Origin of the sequence: Cognatiluteimonas telluris, assembly GCF_011320095.1 — a bacterium.
GTDB lineage: Bacteria > Pseudomonadota > Gammaproteobacteria > Xanthomonadales > Xanthomonadaceae > Cognatiluteimonas > Cognatiluteimonas telluris.
Genome location: NZ_JAANOY010000027.1, coordinates 1 through 24,759, shown reverse-complemented (window position 1 = coordinate 24,759; position 24,759 = coordinate 1). Strand labels below are relative to the sequence as shown.

Annotated in this window: 24 protein-coding genes; 19 read left to right on the top strand and 5 right to left on the bottom strand. The window is 69.7% G+C overall.

From position 1 onward, the window contains the following. Together G7B67_RS11020 and G7B67_RS13460 are read left to right on the top strand one after the other, a co-directional pair. Window positions 1–471, top strand: a 471-nt coding sequence (locus tag G7B67_RS11020) for a murein hydrolase activator EnvC family protein (protein WP_166212262.1), incomplete at its 5' end; no start/stop codon positions are given. 137 nt (window positions 472–608) lie between these two features. Then, on the top strand, window positions 609–2,114 hold the full coding sequence (locus tag G7B67_RS13460) for a S41 family peptidase (RefSeq protein WP_243412340.1): 1,506 nt from the start codon (window positions 609–611) through the stop codon (window positions 2,112–2,114). A gap of 126 nt (window positions 2,115–2,240) precedes the next feature. On the opposite strand, the gene G7B67_RS11010 is transcribed toward G7B67_RS13460, so the two are convergent. Both G7B67_RS11010 and G7B67_RS11005 read right to left on the bottom strand, forming a co-directional pair. Beyond that, complete coding sequence (locus tag G7B67_RS11010) at window positions 2,241–2,561, bottom strand: DUF1820 family protein (protein WP_166212259.1); 321 nt, start codon at window positions 2,559–2,561, stop codon at window positions 2,241–2,243. Window positions 2,562–2,678: 117 nt separating this feature from the next. After that, window positions 2,679–3,371 carry a rhomboid family intramembrane serine protease gene (locus tag G7B67_RS11005; protein ID WP_166212256.1) on the bottom strand — a complete coding sequence of 231 codons (693 nt, stop codon included), beginning with the start codon at window positions 3,369–3,371 and terminating at the stop codon, window positions 2,679–2,681. A 215-nt stretch (window positions 3,372–3,586) separates the two neighbouring features. On the opposite strand from G7B67_RS11005, the gene G7B67_RS11000 reads away from it, so the two are divergent. Next, window positions 3,587–4,960 carry an OmpP1/FadL family transporter gene (locus G7B67_RS11000; RefSeq protein ID WP_166212253.1) on the top strand — a complete coding sequence of 458 codons (1,374 nt, stop codon included), beginning with the start codon at window positions 3,587–3,589 and terminating at the stop codon, window positions 4,958–4,960. A gap of 72 nt (window positions 4,961–5,032) precedes the next feature. Here G7B67_RS11000 and putA read toward each other — a convergent pair whose 3' ends face one another. After that, window positions 5,033–8,263, bottom strand: coding sequence for a bifunctional proline dehydrogenase/L-glutamate gamma-semialdehyde dehydrogenase PutA (gene putA / locus G7B67_RS10995; RefSeq protein WP_166212250.1), 3,231 nt, complete (start codon window positions 8,261–8,263; stop codon window positions 5,033–5,035). Window positions 8,264–8,702: 439 nt separating this feature from the next. On the opposite strand from putA, the gene G7B67_RS10990 reads away from it, so the two are divergent. The 4 genes from G7B67_RS10990 to G7B67_RS10975 all read left to right on the top strand — a co-directional run bounded on the left by G7B67_RS10990 (window position 8,703) and on the right by G7B67_RS10975 (window position 12,885). After that, window positions 8,703–9,221, top strand: coding sequence for a Csu type fimbrial protein (locus tag G7B67_RS10990; RefSeq protein ID WP_166212247.1), 519 nt, complete (start codon window positions 8,703–8,705; stop codon window positions 9,219–9,221). A gap of 51 nt (window positions 9,222–9,272) precedes the next feature. Continuing rightward, window positions 9,273–10,022, top strand: coding sequence for a fimbrial biogenesis chaperone (locus G7B67_RS10985; protein WP_166212244.1), 750 nt, complete (start codon window positions 9,273–9,275; stop codon window positions 10,020–10,022). Further along, a complete protein-coding gene (locus G7B67_RS10980; protein ID WP_166212241.1) occupies window positions 10,019–12,328 on the top strand; it encodes a fimbria/pilus outer membrane usher protein in 2,310 nt (769 codons plus the stop codon). Before G7B67_RS10985 ends, G7B67_RS10980 begins: the two co-directional genes overlap by 4 nt. 68 nt (window positions 12,329–12,396) lie before the next feature. Next, window positions 12,397–12,885, top strand: coding sequence for a Csu type fimbrial protein (locus tag G7B67_RS10975; protein ID WP_166212238.1), 489 nt, complete (start codon window positions 12,397–12,399; stop codon window positions 12,883–12,885). A 63-nt stretch (window positions 12,886–12,948) separates the two neighbouring features. Here the strand turns inward: G7B67_RS10975 and G7B67_RS10970 are convergent, their stop codons facing one another. Continuing rightward, entirely contained in the window at window positions 12,949–13,359 is a 411-nt protein-coding gene (locus G7B67_RS10970; protein ID WP_166212235.1) for a hypothetical protein, read from the bottom strand. Between the two features lie 706 nt (window positions 13,360–14,065). Between G7B67_RS10970 and coxB the strand changes: the two genes are divergently transcribed. The 5 genes from coxB to G7B67_RS10945 all read left to right on the top strand — a co-directional run bounded on the left by coxB (window position 14,066) and on the right by G7B67_RS10945 (window position 18,475). After that, the gene (gene coxB / locus G7B67_RS10965; RefSeq protein ID WP_166212232.1) at window positions 14,066–15,043 is read left to right on the top strand and encodes a cytochrome c oxidase subunit II; all 978 of its coding nucleotides are present in this window, start codon (window positions 14,066–14,068) and stop codon (window positions 15,041–15,043) included. A 59-nt stretch (window positions 15,044–15,102) separates the two neighbouring features. Beyond that, window positions 15,103–16,740 carry a cytochrome c oxidase subunit I gene (gene ctaD, locus G7B67_RS10960; RefSeq protein WP_166212229.1) on the top strand — a complete coding sequence of 546 codons (1,638 nt, stop codon included), beginning with the start codon at window positions 15,103–15,105 and terminating at the stop codon, window positions 16,738–16,740. Window positions 16,741–16,744: 4 nt separating this feature from the next. After that, a complete protein-coding gene (locus G7B67_RS10955; RefSeq protein ID WP_166212226.1) occupies window positions 16,745–16,882 on the top strand; it encodes a hypothetical protein in 138 nt (45 codons plus the stop codon). Then, window positions 16,879–17,481, top strand: coding sequence for a cytochrome c oxidase assembly protein (locus G7B67_RS10950; protein WP_279303996.1), 603 nt, complete (start codon window positions 16,879–16,881; stop codon window positions 17,479–17,481). The genes G7B67_RS10955 and G7B67_RS10950 overlap by 4 nt, the downstream gene beginning before the upstream one ends. 70 nt (window positions 17,482–17,551) lie before the next feature. Continuing rightward, the gene (locus G7B67_RS10945; protein WP_166212223.1) at window positions 17,552–18,475 is read left to right on the top strand and encodes a cytochrome c oxidase subunit 3; all 924 of its coding nucleotides are present in this window, start codon (window positions 17,552–17,554) and stop codon (window positions 18,473–18,475) included. A 116-nt stretch (window positions 18,476–18,591) separates the two neighbouring features. Here the strand turns inward: G7B67_RS10945 and G7B67_RS10940 are convergent, their stop codons facing one another. Continuing rightward, on the bottom strand, window positions 18,592–18,810 hold the full coding sequence (locus G7B67_RS10940) for a twin transmembrane helix small protein (RefSeq protein WP_166212219.1): 219 nt from the start codon (window positions 18,808–18,810) through the stop codon (window positions 18,592–18,594). A gap of 66 nt (window positions 18,811–18,876) precedes the next feature. Between G7B67_RS10940 and G7B67_RS10935 the strand changes: the two genes are divergently transcribed. The 7 genes from G7B67_RS10935 to G7B67_RS10905 form a co-directional block, all read left to right on the top strand. After that, window positions 18,877–19,620: an SURF1 family protein gene (locus G7B67_RS10935; protein WP_166212216.1), complete on the top strand. Its 744-nt coding sequence runs from the start codon at window positions 18,877–18,879 to the stop codon at window positions 19,618–19,620. Next, window positions 19,617–20,198, top strand: a complete 582-nt coding sequence (locus G7B67_RS10930) for a hypothetical protein (protein WP_166212213.1) — start codon at window positions 19,617–19,619, stop codon at window positions 20,196–20,198. Before G7B67_RS10935 ends, G7B67_RS10930 begins: the two co-directional genes overlap by 4 nt. Window positions 20,199–20,277: 79 nt before the next feature. Continuing rightward, entirely contained in the window at window positions 20,278–21,414 is a 1,137-nt protein-coding gene (locus tag G7B67_RS10925; RefSeq protein ID WP_166212265.1) for a COX15/CtaA family protein, read from the top strand. Between the two features lie 14 nt (window positions 21,415–21,428). Then, window positions 21,429–22,349 (top strand): heme o synthase, encoded by a 921-nt coding sequence (locus tag G7B67_RS10920; RefSeq protein ID WP_166212210.1) that lies wholly within the window; start codon window positions 21,429–21,431, stop codon window positions 22,347–22,349. 55 nt (window positions 22,350–22,404) lie between these two features. After that, entirely contained in the window at window positions 22,405–22,716 is a 312-nt protein-coding gene (locus G7B67_RS10915; protein WP_166212207.1) for a hypothetical protein, read from the top strand. Between the two features lie 97 nt (window positions 22,717–22,813). Further along, window positions 22,814–23,665, top strand: coding sequence for a ChaN family lipoprotein (locus tag G7B67_RS10910; RefSeq protein ID WP_166212204.1), 852 nt, complete (start codon window positions 22,814–22,816; stop codon window positions 23,663–23,665). Window positions 23,666–23,879: 214 nt separating this feature from the next. Then, window positions 23,880–24,759 (top strand): c-type cytochrome (locus tag G7B67_RS10905; RefSeq protein ID WP_166212201.1); only part of this gene is annotated, 880 nt, incomplete at its 3' end.

The following is a 24,759-nucleotide window of genomic DNA, read 5'->3' as shown; positions in this document are numbered from 1 at the left end:
CGCCGCGACGCCGCCAATGCCGCCCGCGGCCTGCCGCGCGTGACGCCGCGGCCGCCGCCGCCGGTGATCGTCAACGCCGCGCCACTGCAGGTCGGCGGCCTGGGGTGGCCGTTGTCGGGGACGCTGCTGGCGCGCTTCGGCGGCACCTTGCCCGACGGGGGCACCAGCCAGGGCGTGTTGATCGCCGCGCCGGCCGGCACCGCGGTGCGTGCGGTCGCCAATGGCCGCGTCGTCTTCGCCGACTGGATGAACGGCTACGGCCTGATCGCGATCGTCGACCACGGCAACGGCACGATGAGCCTGTACGCGCACAACGAGGCGCTGCTGCGCGACGTCGGCGACGACGTCAGGCGCGGCGACCCGGTCGCCAATGTCGGCACGTCGGGCAGCCAGGGCGCGCCGGCGCTGTACTTCGAACTGCGCCGCGGCGGCCAGCCGGTGGATCCGATCGGATGGCTGCAGAAACGCTAGCCGGCAACGCGGCCGACCGACGTCCGCGCCCCGGCAGGCCCGATGGCTCACGCGTGACGGGGTCGGCAGCGCTTACTCTTGTGCGGCGGGCGCTGGCCCGTGCGCCTCTTCCATCGTTGAACCTCCCGGAGTCGTCCATGCGCTTTCGTTCCTGGCTGCCGCTGCTGCTGGTGTTGCCGCTGTCGGCGGTCCTCGCGCAGGAGGCGCCGGTGCCACCCGCCCCCGCGCCGGCGAGCGCACCAACGCAGGCACAGGCGCCGCCCGCGGCCAACGACGAAATCCCGGCCAGCGACGATCCCGACGCGGTCGAAACCGAACAGGCCAAGGTGCCGCTGGAAGAGATCCGCCGCTTCGTCGGCGTCTTCAACGCCGTGCGCGAGGCCTATGTCGATCCGGTCGACGACCGCAAGCTCATGCAGTCGGCGATCAAGGGCCTGCTGCTCGACCTGGATCCGCACAGCGCTTACCTGGAAAAGAGCGACGCGCAAGCCTTCGATGAGGAAACCAGCGGCGCCTACGCGGGGATCGGCGTCGAGGTGCAGGTGCAGGACGACGGCACGATCAAGATCATCGCGCCGATCGACGACACCCCCGCGGCACGCGCGGGCCTGAAGTCGGGCGACGTCATCATTGCGGTCGACGGCAAGGCGGTGGCCAGCGATGAGGACGCCGACAGCCAGGGACCGCTGCGCGGCCCGGCGGGCAGCGCGCTGACGCTGACCATCGAACGCGAAGGCGTGGCCAAGCCCTTCGACGTCAAGCTCACGCGCGAAACCATCCGCGTCGCCAGCGTGCGCAGCCGGATGCTCGAGCCGGGCCTGGGGTACATCCGCATCGCGGCATTCCAGGCCGATACCGCCGCCGATTTCGAACGCCAGCTCGCCACGCTGCAGGCGCAGGTCCGGCGGCCCGGCGCCGCAGCGGATGCGGGCGTTGCGAAGGCCGTAAAACCTGCGGGCGCGACATCCGGCAACGCCGGTTCGGCCCGCGCCGCGACCAACAGCACCGCCACGCCCCCGGACAGCGGCAATCCCGGCCTGCGCGGTTTGGTGCTCGACCTGCGCAGCAACCCTGGCGGCCTGCTGACCTCGTCGGTGCAGATCGCCGACGACCTGCTCGATCGCGGCCACATCGTCAGCACCCGTGGCCGGATCGCGGTCAGCGACAGCCAGTTCAACGCCACCCCCGGCGATCGCATGCACGGCGCGCCGATCGTCGCGCTGGTCGATGCCGGTTCCGCGAGCGCCGCCGAAGTGCTCGCCGGCGCGCTGGCCGACAACCACCGCGCGCGCATCGTCGGCAGCCGCACCTTCGGCAAGGGCTCGGTGCAGACCCTGCTGCCGCTGGACAACGGCGACTCGGTCAAGCTGACGACGGCGCGCTACTACACGCCCAGCGGCAAGTCGATCCAGGCGCGCGGCATCGCCCCGGACGTGGTGCTGCATCCGGCTGCCGGCGCCGCCAACGGCGGCCACGCCGACTACACCGAAGCCACGCTGCCGGGCCACCTGCACGGCGAGGACGAAGGCGATGCCGGCAGCCACGCCGGTGACGTGCTGGACGGCGACGCGCCGATCGCCGCCGCGCTGGCCGAACTGAAGAAGATGCTTGCGCCGGCAGACCCCAGCGCGCCCGCACCCTAGCCCGGGCAAGCGCAGCGCGCACGGGATGGCCAGCCGAGGTGACCCGGCGGCGCAACGCGCGTGGCCTGACGCCGCTCCTGCAGACAGGAGCGGCGCAGCGTCATCGGCGGGAGCGTGGGTTGACGCTTACCTGGGCTTGGCGCTGAGCGGAAACGGCGTGACCACGTTTTCGCCGGTCGCCGCGTCACGGATCGCCGATTTGCCCTTCTGCTCGACCTCCTCGACCCGCAGCACGCCCTGCATCGGCAGGTGCAGCACGCGGGTGTGGCCGAACTCGTCGCGCAAGCGCTCCTCGGTCGGGTCGATCACCAGGCCGTCGTTGAGGTCGAACACCAGCTCCGACACTTCGGTGAAGCCCCACAGGCTGCTCGATGCCACGCGCCGGGCGTAGAGCTCGTAGACGCGGCCATGGTTGAGGAAGCTGATCTTGTACAGCGGCGTGGCCATCGCGGAATTATAGGTTGCGGTCGATCGCGCGGCGATGAGCATGGGCGAACTGGCAGCGGCGGTGCGGCGCGCCGCGACAGGCAGCCGGCGCAGGGCGCCCGCCGCTGGCCGAACCGGCTAGAACCCCCGCTGCCGCCGCAGGCGCCGCGCGATCGCCGCGCGCACGAACAGCGCATAGGCGACGCCGAAGCCGAAGCCGGCAATGTGCGCGGCCCACGCGACGGCACCAAAGGCCGGCCCGATGTAGGCAAACACCACCTGCAACAACGCCCAGATCCCGATCAGCAGCGAGGCGGGCGCGCGCACGAATTCCAGGAACAGTCCCAGCGGCAGCACCACGCCCAGCTTCGCGCGCGGGAACAGCGCCAGGTACGCACCGATCACCGCCGAGACCGCGCCGCTGGCGCCGATGACCAGCCGGTGCGGGGCGCCGATCAGCAGCACCGCGGCAAGGTTGGCGATGGCGCCGCCGAGCAGGAACAGCAGCAGGAACCGCCACGGTCCCATGACGCGCTCGGCGGGCAGCCCAAAGATGAGCAGGAAGACCAGGTTGCCCAGCAGGTGCACCCAGTCGGCATGCAGGAACAGCGCCGTCAGCAGCCGCAGGCCGCGGCCCTGGGTCCACAGCTCGCGCAGGGTGTCGGCCAGCGCCTGGCCGCCGGTCAGCGCACCCCAGTCGAGCACCAGCGCGTGCTGCGCCGCCCCCGGGCGGGTCCGTGCCCACAGGTAGGCCAGCCACAGCAGGGCGAACAGCAGGGGCGTCGCCCAGCACAGGCTGGGCCGGGCCCGCGTGGGCAGGGAGACGAACATGCGGCCTCCGCCGGAGGGAACCCGACCATAGCGCGATCGCCGCCCGCAGGCAGGTCGCCCCGGCACGAACTTCGTGCGCGGGGCCTTGTTATGAATTGGTGAAGCGGCGTTATAGTGGATACGGCATCGTACGTCGGCCTGTCCGGGGTACGTTTGGTATGCGGTAACTCAAGGCCCCACCAGAAGGCCACCACGACACCCGGAGAGACCTTTCCATGCAGATCGCTTCCCGCGTCATCCAATTCTCGGCCCTCGCGCTCGGCATCGCCGGAGCGTTGGCCGTCGGCCAGGCGCAGGCCTCGGGCTTCCAGCTGCGCGAGAACAGCGTCAAGAACCTTGGCCGCGCCAATGCCGGCACCGCCGTGGCCAAAGACGACGCCTCGGTCGTGGTGAACAACCCCGCCGCCATGGTCAACCTCGACAAGACCACGGTGCAGGTGGATGTCACCGACATCGACCTGACCGCCCACTTCGATGGCGGCGGCAATGCCGCGGCCGCGTTCGGCCCTGCCGCGCCCCCGCTCAGCGGCGGCGATGGCGGCGATCCGGGCGACCCGACCCTGGTGCCCGCGGTGGCCGTCGTCATCCCGGTCGGTGACAGCTTCCGCATCGGCGCCAGCGTCAACGCGCCATTCGGCCTGAAGACCCAGTACGACGCCGATTGGGTCGGCCGCTACAACGCGATCAAGTCCGACGTGAAGACGGTCGACTTCACCCTCTCGGGCGCCTGGGCGATCACCCCGCAGTTCTCGCTCGGGCTGGGCGTAATCCACCAGCGCACCGACGTGACGCTGTCCAATGCCATCGATTTCGGTTCGGCGCTGTGCGCCGGCTCAGGCGATCCGACCAACTGCTTCAACCCGCTATTCCCGTTCCATCCGCAGAACGCCGACGGCAGCGTCGAGGTCAAGGGCGACGACAACAGCTGGGGGTGGGTGGCTGGCGTGCAGTGGCGCCCGGCCGACAATTTCTCGATCGGCTACTCGCACCACTCCAAGATCGACCACGACCTGACCGGCACCGCGAACTTCACCCTGCCGGCCAGCGTTGCCGCGACCTTCGGGGCGATGGGCATCACGGCCTACAACGACGGTTCGATCTATGCGCCGCTGGCGACGCCGAGCATCGATACCCTGAGCGCGCAGTGGGATGTCAACGAGCAGTTCCGCCTGTTCGGCGACATCCAGCGCACCGGCTGGAACTCGCTCAAGCAGGTGGCGATCTTCCGTGACGGCGGTGCCCCGCTGGGCGCGGCCGAGCCATTCAACTGGAAGAACACCACCTACATCGGCCTCGGCGGCGAATGGGACCTGAGCGACATGGTCACGCTGCGCGGCGGTATCGCCCGCGACGAAAGCCCCACCAACGATGCCACCCGCACCCCGCGCCTGCCCGACAACGACCGCATGCTGTATTCGATCGGCGCGACCTGGCACGTCAGCGAGGCCTTCAGCGTCGATGCGGCGTTCCAGCGCATCACCATCGATACCCCGAAGATCGACATCGTGTCCTCCAGTGGCTCGCACCTGGCGGGCGAATTCGACGGCCACGCCAACCTGTTCGGCCTGTCGGCGCAGTACCGGTTCTGACCGGGCTCCAGCGACAACCAAAAGCCCCGCTGCGGCGGGGCTTTTTTTGCTCCTCCGCGCTGGTCGCGGGGGCTAGTCGCCCAGGGTCAGCAGCGATGCGTTGCCGCCGGCCGCGGTGGTGTTGATCGTCACCGTCTTCTCGGTGGCGAAACGCGGCAGGTAATGCGGGCCGCCGGCCTTGGGACCGGTGCCCGACAAGCCCTGGCCGCCGAACGGCTGCACGCCGACGACCGCGCCGATCTGGTTGCGGTTGACGTAGGTGTTGCCGACGCGCACCCGCGCGACGATGCGTTCGATCGTTTCGTCGATGCGCGAATGGATACCCAGCGTCAGGCCGTAGCCGGTGGCGTTGATCGCGTCGATCACCTGGTCCAGCTGGTCGGCCTTCCAGCGCACGACATGCAGCGCCGGGCCGAAGACTTCCTTGTGCAGGCGGTCGATCGCATCGATCTCCCACGCAGTGGGTGCGAAGAAGCTGCCATGCGCGGTGGCCTCGGGATCCAGCTTTGCCCGCGCGATCAGCTTCGCTTGGCCGCGCATGCGCGTCGCGTGGTCGTCCAGCAGGCATAACGCATCGGAGTCGATCACCGGGCCGACGTCGGTCGACAGCAGCGCCGGATCACCGACCTGAAGTTCAGCCATCGCGCCGGCGAGCATCGCCACCACCTTGTCGGCGATGTCTTCCTGCACGAACAGCACGCGCGCGGCCGAGCAGCGCTGGCCGGCGGAGGTGAACGCCGAGGCCAGCGCATCCTTCACCAACTGCTCGGGCAATGCCGACGAATCGCCGATCAGCGCGTTCTGCCCGCCGGTCTCGGCAATCAGCACGCCGATCGCGGCATCGCGCGCGGCCAGCGCACGATTGATGGCGCGCGCGGTGTCGGTGGATCCGGTGAACGCCACGCCAGCCACGCGCTGGTCACGGGTCAGCGCGGCGCCGACGGTGGCGCCGTCGCCGGGCACGAACTGCAGCACCGCTTCCGGCACGCCGGCTTCATGCAACAGCCGCACGGCGTAATAACCGACCAGGTTGGTCTGCTCGGCCGGCTTGGCGATGACGCTGTTGCCGGCAGCCAGTGCGGCGGCGACTTGTCCTGCGAAGATCGCCAGCGGGAAGTTCCACGGGCTGATGCACACGAACACGCCGCGCCCGGACAGTTGCAGCGTGTTGGATTCGCCGGTCGGCCCGGGCAGCGGCTCCGGCGCGCCGAACAGCGCCCGCGCCTGCTGCGCGTAGTAGCGCAGGAAATCGACCGCCTCGCGCACCTCGGCCACGCCATCCGGGATGGTCTTGCCCGCTTCCCGGGTGCACAGCGCGATGAACTGCGGCATGCGCGCTTCGAGCAGGTCGGCGGCGCGTTCGAGGATGGCCGCGCGCGACGCCGCCGGCATCGCATCCCAGGCCGGTTGCGCGGCGACCGCGTTGCGCAGCGCCTGCTCGACGACCGCGCCGTCCGCGGGTTGCCACTGACCAACCGTCTCGCGTCGGTCGGCGGGATTGGCGATCGCGATCGGCGTGCCCGCGCCGATGGCGCCCGGCACCAGCGGCAACGCCCTCCAGTCGCCGCGCGCGGCCTCGGCGATCTGCGCGGACAGCGTGCGCAGCTGGTCGTCGTTGGCGAGGTTGATGCCCATCGAATTGTCCCGTTCAAGGCCGTGCGCGCGGTAGATGTCGCGCGGCAGTGGAATGCGTGGATGCGGAATGGACTCGAATCCGGCGACGACTTCGACCGGATCGCGGATCAGCTCGTCGATGGCGACGGCCTCGTCGGTGATGCGGTTGACGAAGCTGGAATTGGCGCCGTTCTCCAGCAGCCTGCGCACCAGGTAGGGCAGCAGGTCCTCGTGCGAACCGACCGGCGCGTAGACCCGGCACGGCACGTCGAGCCGATCGGCGGGGATGACTTCGGCGTACAGGTCGTCGCCCATCCCGTGCAGTTTCTGGAACTCGTAGCGGAACTGGCCGTCGCTGCCGCGCGCGCTGCCCAGGACGGTCTGCGCCATGCGATGGATCGCGGCGATCGTCTGCGCGTTGTGGGTCGCGAACATCGGATAGATCGCATCGCCGGCTTCGAGCAGCCGCCGCGCGTTGGCCTGGTAGGAGACGTCGGTGTTGGGCTTGCGGGTGAACACCGGATAGCCCGGCTGGCCCTCGACCTGCGCGCGCTTGATCTCGCTGTCCCAGTAGGCGCCTTTCACCAGCCGGACGGGAATGCGTCGACCCAGCTGCCTCGCCATGTGCGCGATGTAATCGATCACGTACGGCGCACGCTTCTGGTAGGCCTGCACCACGATCCCGAAGCCGTCCCAGCCCTGCAGCGACGCATCGCCGAGTACCGCGAAGACCAGGTCCAGCGACAGCTCGAGGCGGTCGGTTTCCTCGGCGTCGATGGTCAGGCCGATGCCGTGCCGCTGCGCCAGTCGCGCCAGCTGCAGCAGGCGCGGACCGAGCTCGGCGAGCACGCGCTCGCGCTTGGCGTGCTCGTAGCGCGGGTGGAGCGCCGACAGCTTGACCGAGATCGACGGCGCGGCGAACACGTGCGCGAACGGCCCGCTGCCGCCGATCGCATCGATCGCCTCGCGATAGGCCGCCAGGTAGCGCAGGCCATCGGCGGCGGTCAACGCGCCTTCGCCGAGCATGTCGAAGGAATACCGGTAGTGCGCGTTGTCGCCCTTGCGCGAGCGCGCCAGCGCCTCGTCGATGGTGCGGCCCATGACGAACTGGTGGCCCATGATCTTCATCGCCTGGCGCACGGCCAGCCGGATGACAGGTTCGCCGACGCGTCCGACCAGCCGCTGGAAAGCGTTGTGCACGTCGCGGCGGGTCGCGTCGGCGAGGTCGACCAGGCGGCCGGTGAGCATCAGCCCCCAGGTCGAGGCGTTGACCAGCACCGAGTCGGACTGGCCCAGGTGTTTCTTCCAGTCGGCATCGCCAAGCTTGTCGCGGATGAGCTTGTCGGCGGTGCCTGGATCGGGGATGCGCAGCAGCGCCTCGGCCACGCACATCAGCAGCACGCCTTCCTCGCTGCCCAGGTCGTACTGGCGCATGAAGGCCTCGATCGCGCCCTGGTCCTGCGCGCGCGCGCGGACCCGGCGCACGAGGTCGGCGGCGGTGGCCTGGATGACCGCGCGATCGCCGTCTGGCTGGCGTGCCCGTGCCAGCAGCGCGCGCATCGCTTCGGACTCCTCGCGCACCCAGGCGGCGGTGATCGCCTCGCGCAATGGCGCCGGCCCGGCCACGGGAACGATAGGTGGACGCTGGCCCGCCGGGGCAGCGGCGGGGCCTGAGGGGTCAGGAGTCATCGGATGCCGGCAGGAGCTGCGAATGCAGCAGGCAATTTTAGCGGCTTTCGCGCCGATGCCGCCGGACGCATGGGGTGGCGACCCGCCGGGAGCGGCCCACGCAGGCGCCGACGCGCCCGGCGGCCGGCAATGGCGGGGGCGCCGGTTTTTGGCACTCCCGGACCCGCCCGCGGACGGCAGAAATGGCCGCGCGTTGGCATCCCGCAATGCGGTTTCCGGAGCCGGATCGACACGCCGGATGGGGCATGGACGACCTGATAACTGGGATATGCGTCACAAATCCTTCACGTGGTGTGACTCGGCGCACGCGGAAAACGGATTCGCCCTCGACAGCGGTCACGGCACTGCTTAGCGTCCGCGTCCACTCGAGGCACGAAGTAGACCCAAAGTGGCTCGCCTTCCTCGGGTTCCAGCGGCACTCACACAGGGGAACCTCATCATGCGCAAGATCTCGCTCTCGATCGCCATCGCCGGGCTGTTCGTCGCCGGCTCCGCCAGCGCCGCCGTCTCGACCGCGTCGGGCAATTTCAACGTCACCGCCGATGTCCAGGGCAGCTGCATCGTCACCTCGACCACCGACATCGCCTTCGGCACCTACGATCCGTCGAGCGTCAATTTCTCCACCCCGCTCGACCAGGCCGGTAGCGTCGACGTGCGCTGCATCAAGGGCATGAGCCCGACCGTGACCCTGGACCAGGGCCAGAACGGCACCGGCAGCTGCGCCGCTCCCGCGCGCGCGATGAAGGAAGCGACCAGCAGCGAACTGCTGAGCTACGACATCTACTCCGACTCCGGCCGCACGGCTGCCTGGGGCTGCGATGCCAGCAACGATGTCGCCTTCACCGCGGCGTCCTCGACCACCGCGACCACGCTGACGACCTATGGCCGCATCCCGGCCGGGCAGGACGTCGGCCTGGGCAGCTTCAGCGATGTCGTGACGGTCGAAGTCGCGTTCTGATCACCTTCGGGCGGACGGCCCCGGCCGTCCGCCCGCGCCCGGTCCCTGCAGATGATCCGTTCAATCCCACGCCTCGCGCTGCGTGCGGTGCCGGCATTGCTGTTGCTCTCGGTCGCGGTCCATGCCGCCGAATTCCAGCTCAGCCCGACCCGCGTGCAGCTGGACCCCAAGCACCTGGTCGACACCGTGGTGGTCGGTAACAGCGGCGCGACGCCGCTGCGTTTCGAGGTGTCGGTCAAGCGCTGGACCATGGCGGCCGACGGCAGCTGGGTGCTGGTCCCCAGCGACGACTTGATCGTGCATCCGCTGTTGCTCGACATCGCGCCCGGCAGCCGCGCGCGGCTGCGCGTGGGCCAGCTGGTGCCCTCGCAGGATCCGGCCGAAGCCGGCTACCGGATCGAACTCGACGAGCAGGCCACCGGCCCGCGCCAGTCAAACAGCGTGCGCATGCTGACCAGGATCAGCCTGCCGGTCTTCGTCGACGGCGGCCGCGACGGCGCACCGGCCGCGGCGCTGGCCTCGGCGCAGTGGCAGGGGGGCGGGCTGACCTTCGCGCTGCACAACGGCGGTGATCGCTACCTGCCGCCGCAGCCGCTGGACGTGCAGGTGGTCGACGCCGGCGGCGTGCCGCTGGCGAAGCAATCCCTGCAGGGCAACTACGTCCTTGCAGGCGCCACCTTGCCGGTGCGGATGCACCTGCCGCAGGCGCTGTGCGAACGCGCGAACGAATTGCGCGTGCACCTGCAGGAGACCGGCACGCAACTGCGCCTGCCGCTGTCTCCACGCCGCTGCCGGCCGTGATCCGGGTCAGCGCGCTGGCGTTGGGCCTGATGCTGGCCGGCGTTGCTTCGGCGCAGGCACCGGCCGTGCCGATGGCCGCGCCAGCGCAGGAAACGCTGCTGCTGGACCTGTGCCTGGACGGCAGCTGCGACGGGATCGCGGTGGTGATCGTGCGCGGAACGCAGGTGCTGATCGAGCGCGGCGCCCTGCAGCGCGTGGGCATGGCGATCGATGGCCTGCCGAGCCAGCGCATCGATGGCCGCGACTTCATTGCCGGCGACGCGCTCGACCCCGCCATCCAGGTGCGCGTGGACCGCGTGCAGCTGCGGCTGGACATCCAGCGTCCGGCGCGCGCCATGCCGGCGCAGCATGCCGACCTGCGCACGCCGCGGCCGGCGTTGCAGGGCACCCACGAGCGGAGCGCCTATCTCAACTATGCGGCCGGCATCGGCCAGCACCGCGCGTCGCGCAACCTGTTCCTGGACGGCGCGGCCACGCGCGGCGCATGGTCGTTGAGCAGCACCGCGCAATGGCTGGACGACGGCGGTTTCCATCGTGGCCTGACCCGGCTGGAGTTCGACCAGCCGCAGTCGCTGCGGCGCTGGACCCTGGGCGACCAATACGCGTTCAGCCCCGATCCGCTGGGCGGCAGCGCGCTGGTCGGGGGCGTGGGTGTGCAGAGCGCATTCGACCTGGATCCCTTCCTGCTGATCTTCCCCCAGCCCTACCTGAGCGGGGTGCTGGAAACGCCCGGCACCGTCGAGATCTACGCCAACGGCGTCCTCGTCGGCCGCCAGCCATTGCAGGCCGGGCCCTTCTCGCTGCAGGGCCTGGGCCTGAGCCCGGGCCAGAACGACGTGCGGCTGGTGCTGCGCGATCCCTTCGGCGGCCTGCGCGAGTTGTTCACCACGTCCTATTACAGTGCCTCGGGGCTGCTTGCGCCTGGCCTGAGCGAATACGCCCTGCACCTGGGTCGGGTGCGGCCATCGCCGTTCGAGGACCGCTATCTCGACCAGGCCGTGCTCGCCGGTTTCTGGCGGCGCGGCCTGAGCGAGCGCTTCACCCTGGGCGGTCGCATCGAAGCCACGGACGACCTCGGCAACGCCGGCGTGCAGGCGGCGATGCGACTGCCGGTGGGCGAGGTCTCGGCGGCCTACGCGCGCAGCAGCGGCGCCGGGCTGAGCGGCGGCGCCAGCACCTTGACCTACCAGTACAACAACCGCCTGGGCAGTCTTTCGCTGGGGACGCGGGCCTTCGATCGCGGCTACCGTCGGCTGGGGGACGAGTTCCTGCCCGATTTCCTGCGCCAGCCGCGCGGCGACGCGTTCGCGACGGCCAGCTGGTCGCCGCTGGCGCGGCTCTCCTTCCAGGCGAACTGGAGCCGCAACCGTTACTACGGCGCCAGCGCCGAGACGCGCTACGGCCTGAGCGGGCGCTACCGGGTCGCGGACGCCTCGCAGCTGCTGTTCGCGGTCACCCGCAGCGACGATGGCACCCTGCGCGACACCAGCGTGCAGCTCGGACTCAACCTGACCTTCGGGCGCGACAATGTCAGCCTCGGCGCCAGCCACGACCATGGCGGCATGGGCTACAACGCCGACATCAACCGTTCGCGCCCGAGCGACACCGGCTTTGGCTATGACCTGAGCCTCAATCGCCACGGTGGCGACGACTTCGCGTTCGGCCGCGGCGAATACCAGGGCGAGCATGGCCGCTACACCGTCATCGCGCAGAGCGCCGGCGGCAACAGCGACGCCAGCGTGCTGCTCAGCGGAGCCCTGGTGGCGATCGGTGGCCGCGTGTTCGCCACCCCGCCGGTCGACAGCAGTTTCGCGCTCGCGCGCGTGCCAGGTCTCGCCGGCGTGGAGATCCTGCGCGAGAACCTGCCGATGGGCAGGACCGACGCGCATGGCGACGTGCTCGTGCGCGGCCTGTTGCCGTACTACCCGAATCGCATCGGCTACGACGACGAAGACGTGCCGGCGACCTGGCGCGCGGGCGTCAACGAGCTGCCGGCGGCGGTCCCGCGGCACGGCGGTGCACTGGTGCTGTTCGATGCCAGCCCGTTGCGCGCGATCGCCGGCAGCCTGCACCTCGCCCACCCCGGTCCCGGCCTGCTGCGCCTGCACGGCGCCCAGGCGGATTTGGACACCAGGATCGGCAGCAGCGGACGCTTCTATCTCGAGGACGTCGCACCGGGCGCTTACGAGGTGCAAGTCGAACTCGACGACGGCACGCATGCGCACTGCACGCTGCAGGTTCCCGTCGCCGCGGCCGGCGTCAACCAGCTCGGAACGATCGATTGCACCGCGGCGGAGGCACCATGATGAAGACGCAACGCGCATGTCCGCATGATTCCAGCCGACAGGCCCTGGCACATCCGTGGAGGTCGCCGATGCATCCGCATTCCGCCTGGCTCGCGATCGGGTTGATCGCCTGCGCCGCCATGCTGCCCGGGGCGGCGCGCGCCGCGAGCAGTGCCAGCTGCAGCGTGGACACCTCGTCGGCGCAGATTGCGTTCGGCACCTACGACCCGTTGTCGGCCACGCCGCTGGACGGCATCGGCACGCTGCGGATCCGTTGCGACAAGAACAACGTCGGGGCGACCTTCGCGCTCGATCGCGGCGGCAGTGGCAGTTTCCTGCCGCGCAGCATGAGTTCGGGCGCCAATACGCTGCCCTACAACCTGTACAAGGGCAGCCCCAACTCGGGCCTCGTGTTCGGCGATGGCAGCGGCGGCACGCAGACGGCCAGCGCGGTCACGGCCCCGGTGGGCGGAGGCGACTTCGTCGGTGAGGTGCAGGTCTTCGGTCGGATCCAGGCCGGCGAGAACGCCGCGTACGGCAGCTACAGCGACACCATCCACGTCGACGTCACCTTCTGACGGCGGCGCTCGAGCCCGAGACGGGGAGGGTGGAGACGGCGCGACTGCGGCGCGACCAGGCGGTCACTGACGCATCGCGAGCAGGTTGATCCGGGTCGGCCCCATGCCGGGCGTGCCCTGGATCCGCACCAGGGTCACTTCACCGTTGCGCTGGAAGCGCAGCGCGGAATCCAGCACGCCGTCCGTTTCCTCCGCCACCAGCACGTAGCCGCGCTGGACCATCTGGTCCTGGTAGAACGCACGCGCACTGGCGATCGAGCCGTCGAAGAAGTAATGCCGGCCGTGGGCATCTTCCTGCATGACATGGCCGGGCAGTGGCAACGGCAGTGCATCGGCCAGGGCCGGCTGGTGGGAGCGGACCACCTGCGCCGAAACGCCGAACCCCGCCTGCGCCGGACCAGCCAGTGCCTGGGCCAGCGGCAATGCCGCCGCAAGCAGCAACATCCACTTCGGTGCGTTGGGCTTCAGTGCCATCTCGGCGGCTCCTTCTCCTGCCTGACGGCGCCTACTTCGCGCCTGCCGTGGCGCCGTGCCAGAGGAAGTTGCGGAAAATGTGACGCCGGGGATCGTTATCGCCAGCGATCGCTCGGTTGTGTGACCCGATCTGCGCTGCACCTTGTGACGCTGGTATCCAGCCCTTCACCGCGCGCTGCGACCACCGGCACGCATTGCGTGGCACCCGTGCCGGATGGCGCGAGGGGCGTACCAGGACGGGTTACCTTGCCGGCGCCATCGCCGGATAGGAGGCCCCCGTTGGCGGACCAGCGCGCGTGGCAACCTGCCGGGGCGTGGCGCGCCGCCAGCTCTTCGCGTCGCGGCCTGCGGCTGGCGACCGTTCCACCGTACCCGCGACGCGGGCGCCATCGCGGTTTCCTGCGTGATCTGGCGGCGATGGACGGGACGCCCGCGTCGTTCCGGCTTGCCCGCATGCCATGGCGGGGCTACCATTTCAGGGTTTCCGCGGCCGCCAAGGCGCGGTGCGCGGCATGATCCAAGCGTACGGATCGGCGCGGTCCGCCAACCTCCGCGATCCGGCGCAACCCGCCGCACCGCGGGACCGTTGCCGGCCTGCCTGGGCCATGCCTGCCACGATGCCACCAGCCGCGGTGTCGCCATCGCGACGCCGCGTCGGTGTCGCGCCACCCGAATGACTCATACGCAACTCTTGGGGCCCGATGTGATGACAGCCGGTCGTTGGATACAGTGGAACGCAGCGCGCACCGGCCTGGCCCGGGCGGGCGCGGCCATCGCCGCCCTGGCGCTGCCGGCAGTGGCATTCGCCCAGGCCGCCGGCAAGGACTTCGAGCCCGACGAGCCGGTCCGCTGGCAGCTGAACATGACGCCGGGCGTGACCCACACCTCGCAGATGGCCTACGACGCGCACATGTCCGCGCTGTGGATCTGCGTCGTGATCGGCGTGCTGGTGTTCGGCGCGATGTTCTACGCGATGTTCAAGTTCCGGAAGTCCAAGGGCGCGGTCGCCGCGCAGTTCAGCCACAACACCACCGCCGAGGTCATCTGGACGATCATCCCGGTGATCATCCTGGTGACGATGGCGTGGCCGGCGACCAGCAAGCTGATCTCCGAATACGACACCCGCGATTCGGCGATGACGGTCAAGATCACCGGCTACCAGTGGCTGTGGAAGTACGAATACATGGGCGAGGACGTCAGCTTCCTCAGCCGCCTGGACCGCAACGACGACGCCAGCCGCCAGACCCACCGCATCCCGACGCTCGCCACCAATCCGCATTACCTGCGCGATGTCGACAACCCGCTGGTGCTGCCGGTCGGCACCAAGATCCGCTTCGTGATCACCGCCGACGACGTCATCCACTCCTGGTGGGTGCCGGCGCTGGGCTGGAAGCAGGATGCGATCCCCGGCATCGTCAACGAAGCCTGGACCGACATCCGCGAGCCGGGCATCTACCGCGGCCAGTGCGCGGAGCTGTGCGGCAAGGACCACGGCTTCATGCCCATCGTCGTCAAGGCGGTGAGCAAGGAAGACTTCGCGCGCTGGCTCGCGGCGGAAAAGGCCAAGAACGCGCCGGCCGCTCCCGCCGCGCCGGCGGCGGCAACGCCGGCCGCGACAGACGCCACGCCTGCTTCCGCGCCGGCCGCTGACGCGACTGCCGCAAACACCGCGACCGCCGGCTGAGCCTTCCAGGTTCCAGCCGCTGCCCCGCACCGAACGCATACGCCATCCAGAGGCACGCCATGTCCGCCACCTATCCCAACGCCGTCGATGCCCACGCCAGCGACGCGCACGGCCACCAGCAGGGTTTCGTCGAGCGCTGGTTGTTCTCGACCAACCACAAGGACATCGGCACCCTCTACCTGATCTTCAGCTTCATCATGTTCATCATCGGGGCGGGCTTCTCGGTGGTGATCCGCGCCGAGCTCGCGCAGCCGGGCCTGCAGTTCGTCAAGCCCGAGTTCTTCAACCAGATGACCACGCTGCACGCGCTGGTGATGATCTTCGGCGGGATCATGCCGGCCTTCGTCGGCCTGGCGAACTGGATGGTGCCGCTGCAGATCGGCGCGCCGGACATGGCGCTGCCGCGCATGAACAACTGGTCGTTCTGGATCCTGCCGTTCGCCTTCACGCTGCTGCTGTCGACGCTGTTCGTGCACGGCGGCGCGCCGGCCGGCGGCTGGACGATGTACCCGCCACTGATGCTCCAGGGCGGCGCCAACGTGGCGATGGCGATCTTCGCCATCCACATGATGGGCATCAGCTCGATCATGGGCGCGATCAACGTCATCGCCACCATCCTCAACATGCGCGCGCCGGGCGTGGACTTGCTGAAGATGCCGATCTTCAGCTGGTCGTGGCTGATCACCGCGTTCCTGCTGATCGCGGTGATGCCGGTGCTCGCCGGCGCGGTGACGATGCTGCTGACCGACAAGTTCTTCGGGACGAGCTTCTTCAATGCCGCCGGTGGCGGCGACCCGGTCATGTACCAGCACATCTTCTGGTTCTTCGGCCACCCCGAGGTCTACATCATGATCCTGCCGGCGTTCGGGATCGTGTCGGAGATCATCCCGACGTTCTCGCGCAAGCCGCTGTTCGGCTACCAGGCGATGGTCTACGCGCTGGCGTCGATCGCGTTCCTGAGCTTCATCGTCTGGGCGCACCACATGTTCACCGTCGGCATGCCGCTGGGCGGCGAGCTGTACTTCATGTACGCGACGATGCTGATCGCCATCCCGACCGGGGTGAAGGTGTTCAACTGGGTCAGCACGATGTGGAAGGGCGCGCTGACGTTCGAGACCCCGATGCTGTGGGCGATCGCGTTCGTGATCCTGTTCACCATCGGCGGCTTCTCCGGGCTGATGCTGGCGATCGTGCCGGCCGACTTCCAGTACCAGGACACCTACTTCGTCGTCGCCCACTTCCACTACGTGCTGGTGACCGGCGCGCTGTTCGCGATCATCGCCGCGGTCTACTACTGGTGGCCGAAGTGGACGGGCCGCATGTACAACGACACGATGGGCAAGATCCACTTCTGGTGGACGATGGTGTTCGTCAACCTGCTGTTCTTCCCGCAGCACTTCCTGGGCCTGGCCGGCATGCCGCGCCGCATCCCGGACTACAATGTCGTGTTCGCCGACTGGAACCTGGTCAGCTCGATCGGCGCCTTCGGCATGTTCCTGACGCCGTTCTTCATGTTCTTCGTGTTGCGCCACTCGCTGCGCCATGGCGCACCGGCCGCGGCGCGCTCGTGGGAAGGCGCGCTGGGGCTGGAATGGACGGTGCCGTCGCCGGCTCCGCACCACACCTTCACCACGCCGCCGGTGATCCGCGACGGCGACCTCGCCCACGGCGACTTCGCGAACAAGGACTACGACTGACGCCATGTCGCGCCCCCCGGTCCCGCTGACGGTGGAACAGGCCGCCGCGCGCCGCAAGGCGGTGCGCCGGACCGTGTTCGTGTTCGCCTGCATCGCGGTCGTGGTCTACGTCGGCTTCATCCTGCTCGGGGTGTTGCGGTGAGCGGGCAGGGCGGCAACGCCAACGGCAGCCGCAAGATGGTCCTCGTGGCGCTGGGCGCGTTCGCGTTCACCTTCGCGCTGGTGCCGCTGTACCGGATCGCCTGCGAGAAGGTGTTCGGCGTGCGGCTGGAGAAGGGTCCGGTCGCCGCCGCGGCCGCCAGGGCCGATGCCTCGCGCTGGGTGACGGTGCAGTTCGACGGCGGCGTCAATTCCAAGCTGCCTTGGGCCTTCCGTGCCGAGCAGATGACGATGCGGGTGCATCCCGGGCAGCAGTACGAAGCCTTGTTCTTCGCCCGCAACACCAGCGACCACGACATCGTCGGCAACGCCGTGCCCTCGATCGCGCCCGCGCGCGCGTCGGGCTACTTCAGCAAGACCGAGTGTTTCTGCTTCACCGCGCAGACGCTGGCGGCGGGCGAATCACGCGACATGCCGGTGCGTTTCATCGTCGATCCCGACCTGCCGCGCGACGTCAACACCATCACCCTGTCCTACACCTTCTACAAGAACGCGACGCTGACCGCGCGCCTGCCGGGCAATGCCGCGGCACGCACGCAGATCGTTGCCGGCGCGGCGCCATCGCCGCTGGGCCCGCCCTGACCGCATACACTCCACGTTTTCCCATCCGCACCAGACCTCCTGCTCCACGCACACCGGAAACGAACCCGCCATGGCCCAAGCGCACAGCTCCGACGCCCACGCAATCAACGGGCACGCTCTCGACGGGCACGCCCACGATCCGAACGTCTACTACGTCCCTCACGGCAGCCGCTGGCCGGTGGTGGCGTCGGTCGCGCTGTTCACCACGATGGTCGGCTTCGCCAGCTGGCTCAACGAGGAGAGCTGGGGCCGCGCGGTGTTCTTCGTCGGCCTGGTCGCGCTGGCCGCGATCCTGTTCAAGTGGTTCGCCGATGTCATCGGCGAGTCGCTGCGCGGCTACTACAACAAGCAGGTCGACACTTCGTTCCGCATGGGCATGGTGTGGTTCATCTTTTCCGAGGTGATGTTCTTCTCGGCGTTCTTCGGCGCGCTGTTCTACGCCCGCCAGTACGCGATGCCGTGGCTCAATGGCGAGGGCGACGGGGTGATGACCAACGCCGTGCTGTGGCCGGGGTTCTCGGCCGGCTGGCCGAGCAACGGTCCGGCGGACGTCGGCGGCCACTTCCAGACCGTCCCCGCCTGGGGCCTGCCGCTGCTCAACACGCTGATCCTGCTGACCTCAGGCGTCACCGTCACCATCGCCCACCATGCGCTCAAGGCGGGCCGCCGCAAGCAGCTGCTGGTGTTCCTCGGCCTGACCATCCTGCTGGGCGCGAGCTTCCTGTCCTTCCAGGCCACCGAGTACATGGAGGCCTACAAGGAGCTCAACCTGACCCTGGGTTCGGGCATCTACGGCTCGACCTTCTTCATGCTCACTGGCTTCCACGGCGCGCACGTGACCCTGGGCACGATCATGCTCGCGATCATCTGGCTGCGCTGTCTGAAGGGCCATTTCAGCCGCGACGACCACTTCGCGTTCGAAGCCGTCGCCTGGTACTGGCACTTCGTCGACGTGGTCTGGCTGGCGTTGTTCCTGTTCGTGTACGTGCTGTAAGGCGCGGCGTCGCGACCAGCGAACCGGTGATGGCGTAGGCCACAGCAAAAAAGCGACGGTCCCGCCGTCGCTTTTTCGTCGTCGATCGCTGCTATCGGTGCGCGGGCACGATCGCTTCAGCGTCCCACCCCGTGCGGCGTGATCCAGCCCATGTAGATGGCCAGGGCGATCAGCAGGATCAGCGCGACGGACACCGCGATGCGGCGGGTCAGGGCGTTCACCGTGCGGTTGGTGGTGCCCTTGTCGACGAGCATGTAATACAGCCCCGCGCCGAGGTTCCAGAGGATGACCACCAGGAACGCGATGATCAGCAGGGTTTCGATCGGCTTGCTCATGGCGCTGTCCATGGCGCGCCCGCGCGGCGCTCGACGGCCATTATCGCAGCCGCCGGACCCCGCCGCGTGAGCCGCCGCGGCAGCCTCGTCGTGGGTTGGGTGCTGGCGGTGCTGGTGATCGCACTGTTCACCCGACTGGGTTTCTGGCAGCTCGCGCGCATGCACGAGAAGCAGGCGCTGCTCGCCGCCTCGCACGCGGTCGTCCGCGATCGCATCGCGCATCCATTGGCACTGGCCGCCAACGACGCACGCGCCACCGGCTACGACTGGGCGGCGGGGCGTGGCCATTTCATTCCCGGTCCCGCCGTGCTGCTCGACAACCAGGCGCGCGACGACCGTACCGGCGTGCGCGCCTACCGGGTGTTCCAGCCCGACGCGCGCGGAGCGCCGCCATTGCTGGTCGAGCTGGGCTGGCTGCCGGTCCCGGGTGATCGCACGATGCCGAAGATCGCGGCGATCCCCGGAACGCTCCGGATCGATGGCCTGCTGTCGCCGCCGCCGTCAGGGGGCCTGGCGCGGGCGATCGTCACGCCGCAGGCCGATGGCAGCCTGCTCACCATCACCCTCGACCTGTCGCTGCTGCGCCGCGCACTGCAGTTGCCGACGCTGGCGCCGCGCGTGCTCAAGCTCGATCCCGCGCAGCCGATCGGCTACGCGCGCGACCTCGACATCCTGCCCAACACGCTGCCGCCGCAACGGCACCTGGGCTATGCCGTGCAATGGTTCGGCCTGGCCCTGGCCGTGCTGGTCACGGCGCTGGTGCTGACCTTCCGCACTCCCCGCCAACGTCGACCGCACGCCACGCCATGAGCACACCGCCCCCCCTCCCGGTCCGCCGCAACCGCATCATGCTGATCGCGATCTTCGCGCTGTTCTTCGGCAGCATGCTGCTGGCGGGGATCCTGCGGTTTTCCGGATGGCATCCGCCGGTGACCAAGGCGCATGGCGAACTGCTGCAGCCGCCGACCGACCTGCGCGCGCTGACGCTGACGCTCGCCGATGGCAGCGCCTATCCGTGGCGGCAGCAGCAGCACACGTGGCGGATCGCGCTTGCGCCGGCGCCGGGTTGCGCCGATCCCTGCCTGCGGCTGGGCAACGACCTGATGAAGGTCTGGCAACTGATGGGCGCCGAGTCCGCGCACGTCGACGTGCTGTGGATCGGCGATCCGCCGGCGGCGTTGCCGCGCGGCGGGGCGTTGAAGATCGTGCGACCCGAGGCCGCCCTGCGCGGGCGCCTGCCGCGCCTGCACCCGGACAACGGCGAAGCGGCCGATGGCGTGCCGGTGTACGTGATCGATCCCAATGGCTTCGTCATTCTGCGCTACGCTCCCGGCTTCGATCCGGCAGGCCTGCGCGCGGACCTGGCCAAGCTGGTGAAGTTGATCTGACATGAGCGCGACGTCCAATCCGGTTTCGTCCCTGCCCAGCGGCGCCGAGCGCGCCGGCACGACGCACGCGCCCGGCCACATGCGCCCCGGCGTGCATCGCCACTTCCACCGCCTGGCCTGGCTGGCGTGCGCACTGGCGTTCGGGGTGATCGTGTTCGGCGCCTTCGTACGCCTGTCCAACGCCGGCCTCAGTTGCCCGGACTGGCCGACCTGTTACGGCCGCGCGAGCTGGCCGACGGCGACCAGCCACATCGTCGACCACGCGGCGACCGCGATCCGTCCGGTCGAAATCCACAAGGCCTGGCGCGAGCAGCTGCATCGCATGCTCGCCGGCACCCTCGGCGTGCTGGTGCTGTCGCTGGCCCTGCTCAGTGCGCGCCGGCGGCGGTGGGGCATCGCCCAGGTGCTCGCGGCCGCCGTGCTGGTGGCGATATCGATCGGCCTGTACATGCGCGCGCAGTACCTGCCCGCGGCGCTGCTCGCCGGCGGTGGCGAAGCGGTGCTGCTGTTCGCGGCCCTGCGTTGGTCCAATGCCGACCTGGCGCGGGTGTCGGCGCTGACGCTGGCGACGATCGTGTTCCAGGCACTGCTCGGCATGTGGACGGTGACCTGGCTGCTCAAGCCGGTGGTGGTGATGGGGCACCTGCTCGGTGGGCTGCTGACCTTCGCGCTGCTGACGTGGACCGCGTGGCGCGCGACCGCGCGACCGATCCGCGTGCCCGATGCGCGCCTGCTGCGCCGGTTGCTGGTCCTGGCGCTGGTGCTGCTCGCGGTGCAGATCGCGCTCGGCGGCTGGACCAGTTCCAACTACGCCGCGCTCGCCTGCGGTACCGACTTCCCGACCTGCGTGGGACGCTGGTGGCCGCCGCACGACTTCCACCAGGGCTTCGTGGTCTGGCGCGGCATCGGCGTGGATTACGAAGGCGGCGTGCTCGATGGCGCTTCGCGGATCGCGATCCAGCTCGCGCACCGGATGATGGCGGTGGTGGTGTTCGTGTACGTGTCGTGGCTGTCGCTGCGGCTGTTGCGCACGCCGGGGATGCGCGGTTACGGCGCGCTGCTCGGCGGACTGGTCGTCGTGCAGGTGTGCCTTGGGATCGCCAACGTCAAGCTTGCGCTGCCGCTGCAGGTCGCGGTCGCGCACAACGCCGGTGCGGCGCTGCTGCTGTTCGTGCTGGTCGGCCTGGTGGCGCGCGTCCGCGCGCCTGGCGCCTGAGGCCACGCACCGCCATGAGCCACAGCGTGTTCAAGCAGTACTGGAGCCTGACCAAGCCACGGGTGGTGGCGCTGATCGTGTTCACCGCAATCATCGGCATGTTCCTCGCGGTGCCGGGATGGCCGCCGCTGCGGCAATCGGTGTTCGGCTTCCTCGGCATCTGGCTGGCGGCGGCGAGCGCGGCGGCGATCAACCAGATCCTGGATTCGCGCATCGACGCGCAGATGGCGCGCACGTCCTGGCGCCCGATCGTGGTCGGGCAGGTCACGTCGCGGCAGGCGCTGGCGTTCGCGCTGGTGCTGGCCGCGCTGTCGATGGCACTGCTGCTGTGGGCGACCAACTGGATCGCCGCGGCGTTGACCTTCGCCTCGCTGATCGGCTACGCGGTCGTCTACACCCGCTACCTCAAGCGGGCGACGCCGCAGAACATCGTCATCGGTGGTGTCGCCGGCGCGGCGCCGCCGCTGCTCGGCTGGGCCGCGGTCTCCGACATCCACCACGCCTGGCAATGGCAGCACGCGCTGTTGCTGGTGCTGATCATCTTCGTGTGGACGCCGCCGCATTTCTGGGCGCTGGCGATCTTCCGTCGCGCCGACTATGCCCGCGCGATGGTGCCGATGCTGCCGGTGACCCACGGCGTGGAATACACCCGCTGGCAGATCCTGCTCTACACGGTACTGCTGGTGGTGGTCACGATGCTGCCGACCACGGTCGGGATGAGCGGCAACTTCTACCTCGGCGGCGCGCTGGTGCTGGGCGCGGTGTTCCTGTGGCATGCGTGGAAGCTGATGGACCCGCCGGACGAGGTCTACGCGATGCGGGTGTTCAACTACTCGATCGTGTACCTGATGGCGCTGTTCGCCTTCCTGCTGGTCGACCACTGGCTGCTGCCCTGGCTGCAACCGGCACCGGCGCTGGTGTTCCAGCCCGGCTGAGCCCGCGACGCGCGCGGTGCGCAACACCTGCGCCGGCAGCGCCTACAATCGAGCGATGGATTACCAGCTCGTGATCAAGTTCCGGCGCAAGTCGCTGGCCGACGACGATGCCGTCGCCGCGATCCAGGACGAGCTGCGGCAGGCGCTGGGCGATTCGGCGGCGCTGGACGGCTACGACCTGGATGCGCGCGAGATCAACCTGTTCGTGGTGACGCCCGATCCCAAGCATTCGTTCCGCCGCCTGAAGGCGGTGCTGGAAGGCCGCGACATGCTGCAGGGCGTGTCGGCGGCGTTCCGGCTGGTGGGCGGTGCGCAGTTCACTTCGCTCTGGCCGCTGCGCACGACGCGGAAATTCCGCCTGCCGTAGCGGTTTTGTCGCGTTGCCGGCGCTTGCGGATGGAACGTCGCTGCCCCAGATGATGGGTTCATTCCCGGGGAAGTCGATGTCGCCTCGATTCCGCGTCTTGCTGCCCCTGCTCCTGGTGCTGGCGTCGACGGCCTGCGCCGATCACGAGGTGCCGGGCTTCGCGGGCCCTGCACCCACCTCCGCCATCGCGCCTCGTCGTGCGCTGGACCTGCTGGCCGAGACGATCGCTGCGCGCAGGCTGGTGCTGCTGGGCGAAATGCACGGCACCCGCGAGATCCCGGCGCTGGTCGGCGATCTCATCGAGCGCGAGTCGCGCGCGGGCGGCCCGCTGGTCCTGGCGCTGGAAATCACCACCCGCGACCAGCCGGTCGTCGATCGCTACCTCGCGTCCGCCGGCGCCCGCGCCGACCGCGCGGCGTTGCTGGCCGGCGCACAGTGGACCGAGCCCCACCACGACGGACGCGACAGCCAGGCCATGGCCGGACTGATCGAGCGCGTGCGGCTGTTGCGTGCGCGCGGGCGCGATGTGTCGATCGTGCTGTTCGATCCGGCCGATGCCGCCGATCGCAACCGCGGCATGGCGACGATCCTGCGCGCGACGGCGCTCGCCGCACCGCAGGCCCGGCTGCGCGTGCTCACCGGCAATGTCCATGCGATGACGGACCGACCGGCGTGGGACATGTTCGACGAATCCGGCCGCCGGATCGAACCGCCCATGACCGCGGGACGCCATCTTGCCGACCTCCACCCCTTCTCGATCGATATCGAAGCCCTGGGCGGGACGGCATGGACCTGCCAGGCGGGCCGCTGTGGCGCGCACGCGTACCGCGCCAAGCCGGGAATGCACGCGCCGGCGATCGACATCGCCACCGACGTCGGCACGGCCTGGGATGCGACGCTGCTGCTGCCGGCCTTCACCGCCTCGCCGCCGGCGACCCTGGCGAAATGACCGCTTGCGCAGGCGCGGCCTGGGTTGTGGGACGTCCGGTAACGGCCGTGGCCATCGCGGGAAAAGCGCGCGGTTGAAGCCGCTCCTGCTGGAAGGCGCCATCGGCCACTGGCGGGGCATTGCCGCTCGCGTTGACCGCCCGCGGCCGCGGCGACGATAATTCCGCCTCTCTGCGGCCGCTTTCGGCGGCCGCTTCGCGCCCTTGGAGTCTTGCATGCGCCATGCCCGCGCCTTCGGTCTGACTGCCTTCGCCGCGCTCGCGGTCGCCGCGGTCGCCTTCGCCCAGAACGCCGCGCCGGCGCCCGCCGCCGCAGGCCAGGCCGCCACCGTCACCCCGCTGCCCGATGCCGCGCCGGTGCAGGCCGCGCCGCTGGATGCCGCGATCGTGTCGGACCTGGCCAAGGCGCATTGGGGCGATGCCAAGGCCGGGGCGGTGAAAGCCGGCGCCTGCGCCGCCTGCCACGGCCTGGATGGCAACCCGACCGACCCGCAGTACCCGCGCCTGGCCGGCATGCCGGAGCGTTACGTCGCCCGGCAGCTGGCCTACTTCAAGGCCGGCCAGCGCACCAGCGGCATGGCCGCGATCATGATGCCGATGGCCGCGCCGCTGAGCGCGCAGGACATGCGCGACCTGGGCGCGTACTTCTCGCAGCAGAAGGCCGCTTCCGGGATCGCCGACGACACCCTGATCGCCACCGGCCCGTACACCGGCAAGAAGTATTACGAAGTCGGCCAGTCGCTGTTCCGCGGTGGCGACCCCGTCCGCAACCTGCCGGCGTGCATGGCCTGCCACGGTCCGACCGGCGCCGGCAATCCGGGGCCGGCCTACCCGCACGTCGCCGGCCAGCAGTCGGCGTACGTGGTGCGCCGCCTGCAGGAATACCGCACCGGCACCACCAGCGAGAGCGACCCGCACTCGTTCCAGATCATGGCCACGGTGGCCAAGTCGCTGACCGACGAAGAGATCCAGGCGCTGGGCAGCTACCTGCAGGGCCTGCATCCGCGTGCCGAGCAAGCCGCCGCGGCGGTTGCCGCGCCGGCGCCCACGGCGCCGGCCCCGGCCGCACCGGCCACCACCGCACCGGGGGCCGAGG